A 4431-nucleotide genomic window follows, 5' to 3' on the forward strand; every position below is an offset into this window, starting at 1 on the left:
GCGAGTGCCTGCGTTCCCCGGACGCAGTGCAGCGCGCAGCGATGCGCTGCAGAGCCGGGGTCCAATCTTGATGGAGACATGGGTCCCGGCTCTGCGGTGCATCGTAAAGAACGCTGCACCGCGTCCGGGACGCGAGCGATGCAGCGCTCTGTCCACCATACGATTCCCAAGTCAATGCTTCGCCGCCTGGTTCGCCGCTTCGTTGTTGAGCACGATCAGGCCGTCGACGGCGACGCCGAGCTTGCGGTTGATCAAAAACGGATTGACGTCGATCGAGGCGATGCGGTCGCCCGCGTCCGCCATCAAATTGGACAGGCCGACCAGCGCCTTCACCACCGAAGCCTCATGCAGCGCCGGCCTGCCGCGATAGCCCTTGATCTTCACGCCGGCCTTGGTGCGGTGGATCAGCTGCCTCGCCTCGTCCGCGTCCAGCGGCGCGCCGGCCAGCGCGACATCCTTCATCAATTCGATATCGACGCCGCCGGTGCCGAACAGCACCACCGGTCCCATCTCGGCATCGAGCGAGGCGCCGACCACCAGCTCGAGATCGGCCTTGAGCTGCTGCGCGATCAAAATGCCCTCGAGTTTCGGCTTGCTCTTGAGCTTCTGCACCCGCGCGCTGATATCGTTGAACGCCTTCTTCACCTCGGCCGCGCTGTTGAGATTGAGCACCACGCCGCCGATGTCGGACTTGTGCAGGATATCGGGGCTGACCACCTTGGCGACGACGGGAAAGCCGATCTTTTTGGCGATCCTGACCGCTTCCGCGGCGGTCTGGGCGATCTCCTCCCTGGAGACGGGGATGCCATAGGCTTTCAGCAGCTTTTTCGATGCGACCTCGTCGAGCGCGGCAGCGCCATTGGCGCTTTTCAGCGCCTTCTCCAGCGCCGCGCGCGCCGAAGCCGTCGAGCTCGAGGCGATGTCGGGCACTTCCTTGCGCAGGCCGGAATAGTCGATCAGCGACTTGATGGCACCGACCGCACGGTCGAGGCCCTGCATGACCGCGATATGCGGGAGCGATTTCCGCAAGGTTTTGGTGAATTCGGTGAAGCCGATCGACATCGCGCTGATGTAGACCACGGGCTTTGAGGCGGCGCCGGCCATCTCGTTGACGATGCGCAAATTGCGCTCGCGCAATTCATGCGGCGCCTTCGGCAGTTCGGAATCGATGATGACGATGTCGGTATCGGGATCGTCGATCATGATCTTGATCGAATTCATGTAGACGGTGGGATCGACCACGGCGGCAAATCCGGCATCGAGCGGATTGCCGACGATGCTGCCCGGGCCGAGCATTCTTGCCAGTTGCCCGGTGGCATTGTCGCTCAATGGCGCAAAATTCAGCCCGGCCGAATGAAACGCGTCGATCAGCAGGCCGCGCTTGCCGCCGGACAGCGAGACCGCGGCAAGGCGGTTGCCCTTCGGCGGATCGGCATGGACGAAGCATTCGGTGGTTTCGATCAGCTCGTCGAGGCCGCGGACGCGGATCACGCCTTCGCGGGCGGAGATCGCATCGAAGGTTTCGATCGAGCCGGCGAGCGCGCCGGTATGCGCCATCGCGGCGGCGCGGCCGCCTTCGGACGCGCCGAGCTTGAGCGCGATCACCGGCTTTCCGGCCGCGCGCGCGGCCTTGCAGGCCTGGCGGAACATTGTCGTGTTCCGCACGCCCTCGAGATAGACCACGATGACGTGGATCGAGGGATCGGCCGCGAAATACGCCATCAGGTCCGGCGTCTCGAGCCCGGTCTCGTTGCCGGTCGTGACCATGTAGCCGACGCCGACGCCGCGATCCTCCAGCGCCTGGCGGATCGCCATCACGATCGCGCCGGACTGGCCGGCGATCGCCACCGGTCCGGCTTCCATGGTGACGATGCGGTCGTCGATATTGGTGAACAGCTTTTCGCCCGCGCTCAAATTGCCGAGGCAGTTCGGGCCGGTGACGGCAAGCCCGGTCTCGCGCACCGCCCGTTGCAATTCGACCGCCAGCCGCTGGCTTTCCTCATCCTGCAATTCGCCAAAGCCGGAGGTGACGATGGTGGCGGAGCGCGCGCCGGCGGCCGCGGCGTCGCGGATCACCTGCACCGCGAAACGCGCCGGCACCAGCACCAGCACGTGATCCGGCTTTTCCGGCAGGCTGGCGAAATCCTTGTAGCAGGGCACGCCCCAGATCGTTTCGCGCCTGGCGTTAACAGGATAGAGCCCGCCTTCGTATTGGTACTTGATCAGGTTATTCCAGATGCGCTCGGCATAGTTGCCGGGCTTGTCGGTCGCCCCGACCAGCACGATGTTGCGCGGATGCAGCATCGCATGAATGCGCTTGACGATCTCGCTCGTGTCGGCGGGGGGCGTCCATTTTTTCGTCGAGTGGGACGCGGTTCTTGCCTGCGCTTCCATGGAGCCTGCCCTTGTCTGATTGCTTTGGCGGTAGCTCACGACGATCACCACCGACCATGATTTTTATTCTTTTTATTGAGACTTGGGGGAGGTGGCAACTCACGTCGGACAGTTTGCAGGTGTCAGGTTGCGCGCGATATCCCGGGAAGCGGAGAATTGGAGGCCAAATCAGGAACCGACCTCCATTATGAAGCGATGGCCTGGTCGGTGGCCTTCGGCGAACCGAAATTCTTGCGCAGCGTCGGCTTGTGGATTTTCCCCGTGGCGTTGCGCGGCAAGGCATCCACAAACTCGATCAGGCGCGGGCATTTGAACCGCGCCAGATTGGCCGCGCAATGCGCATGAATTTCCGCCGGGCTAAGCGAGTGACCGGGCTTCAGCGCCACGATCGCCATGCCGACTTCGCCCCACTGCTCGTTGGGTATGCCGATCACCGCGGCTTCGGCGATGGCGTCAAGCTGATGCAGCACGCTCTCGACCTCGGCCGGATAGACGTTTTCGCCGCCGGAAATGTACATGTCCTTCCAGCGGTCGACGATGGTGTAGAAGCCTTCCGCGTCGACGCGGGTGGCATCGCCGGTGTGCAGCCAGCCGTCGGTGAAGGACGACTTATTCGCATCCGGCCGGTTCCAGTAGCCGGGCGTCACGTTCGGGCCCCTGACCCAGAGTTCGCCGAGTTCGCCGACATCGGCATCCGACCCGTCGGGCCGGACGATCCGCACTTCCGTATGCAGCACCGGCTTGCCGGAGGAGCCGGCCTTGCGGACGGCGTCCTCGCGGTCCAGCGTCAGCACCGCGGGGCTCGTCTCGGTCATCCCGTAACCCTGCTGCAGGGCGACGCCGCGCTCCTCCCAGGTTTTCAGGAGCGGCACCGGCATCGGCGCGCCGCCAACGCCGCCGATCACGAGGCGGCTGAAGTCGGAGGTCGCGAACGCCGGATGCTGCGCCATGAACTGATAGATCGAGGGCACGCCGAAGAACACGTTGATGCGGTGAGACGGATCGCTGATCAATTGAAGGGCGAAACCGGGATCGAACGCGCGCATGATCAAGACCGTGCCGCCGGCATGCAGCACCGGGTTGGTGTAGCAATTCAGTCCGCCGGTGTGGAACAGCGGCAGCACGGTGAGCAGCACCGAGGACGGCGAGATATAGGCCGGGCCGCCGAGGTTGACGCAATTCCAGAACGTCATGCCGTGGGTGATGATGGCGCCCTTCGGCTGGCCGGTCGTGCCCGAGGTGTACATGATGGTGGAGATGTCATCGAGCGTGACGTCCTCGGCCCGCTCGAGCGGCCTTGCCGCCGCGATCGCGGCCTCATAGGCGCCGCCGGGCCCGAGCAGCAGCGCGGAAGAGATGTCGCAGAGTTTTGCGACCGCCAGCGCGACCTCGGCCAGGTCGGTGTCGTGGATCATCACCTTGGGCGAGGCGTCACCGACGATGAACCGCAGTTCGGGGACGGTGAGACGGGTATTCAGCGGCAGGAACACCGCCCCGATCCGGCCGCAGGCGAACTGCACTTCCAGCGTATCCGTGGTGTTCAGCGCCAGCACCGCGACCCGGTCGCCGCGCGCGATCTTGAGGTTGTCGCGCAGATGGGTGGCGAGGCGCGCAATCCGCGCGTCGAATAGCGCATAGGAGAGACGGCGCTGGCTGGCGAGATCGACCACCGCGATCTTGTCCGGGGTGCGGCGGCCGAAATGGGCGATCCAGTCGTAGTGGCGAACCGGCACGATATCCTCCGAAGGTTTTGCGGCCTGGCGCCGCCTGATCCCGGCTTCATCTTATGCCATAACCGCCGATGGAGCGGCCGTATTTGGATACTGTCTTGCGTTGAGTGGCTGTGAGACGCGGCTTCGCATTCCCGCGGCGCGTGCGCCCGGGCTTTGCTGGGAATCTCCGCCCTCCTGAAACAGAGGGCGCAGGGAAGGCCGGGTGCTGGCTGGCACCCGCGGTCTCGTGTGCAGGATGTGCATAAGAATGCGCACACGAGCATACAGGTATCAGCCGGGGCCTCCGGCCTTCCCTGCGCAATGG

At 64.5% G+C, this 4431-nt stretch carries 2 protein-coding genes; both read right to left on the reverse strand.

Annotated features, from left to right (window positions below):
* Positions 1-171: 171 nt before the first annotated feature.
* On the reverse strand, positions 172-2394 hold the full coding sequence (locus WCE35_RS21070; RefSeq protein ID WP_424595249.1) for an acetate--CoA ligase family protein: 2223 nt from the start codon (positions 2392-2394) through the stop codon (positions 172-174).
* Between the two features lie 185 nt (positions 2395-2579).
* Positions 2580-4127 carry an acyl-CoA synthetase gene (locus tag WCE35_RS21075; RefSeq protein WP_424595250.1) on the reverse strand — a complete coding sequence of 516 codons (1548 nt, stop codon included), beginning with the start codon at positions 4125-4127 and terminating at the stop codon, positions 2580-2582.
* Between the last annotated feature and the right edge of the window lie 304 nt (positions 4128-4431).

It is taken from the genome of Bradyrhizobium sp. (assembly GCF_049691595.1).
In the GTDB taxonomy this organism is placed as follows: domain Bacteria; phylum Pseudomonadota; class Alphaproteobacteria; order Rhizobiales; family Xanthobacteraceae; genus Bradyrhizobium.

What these genes read in the sequence shown, in the direction of transcription:
- WCE35_RS21070 (WP_424595249.1), bottom strand. Translation starts at nt 2,394, where the DNA reads ATGGAAGCGCAGGCAAGAACCGCGTCCCACTCGACGAAAAAATGGACG.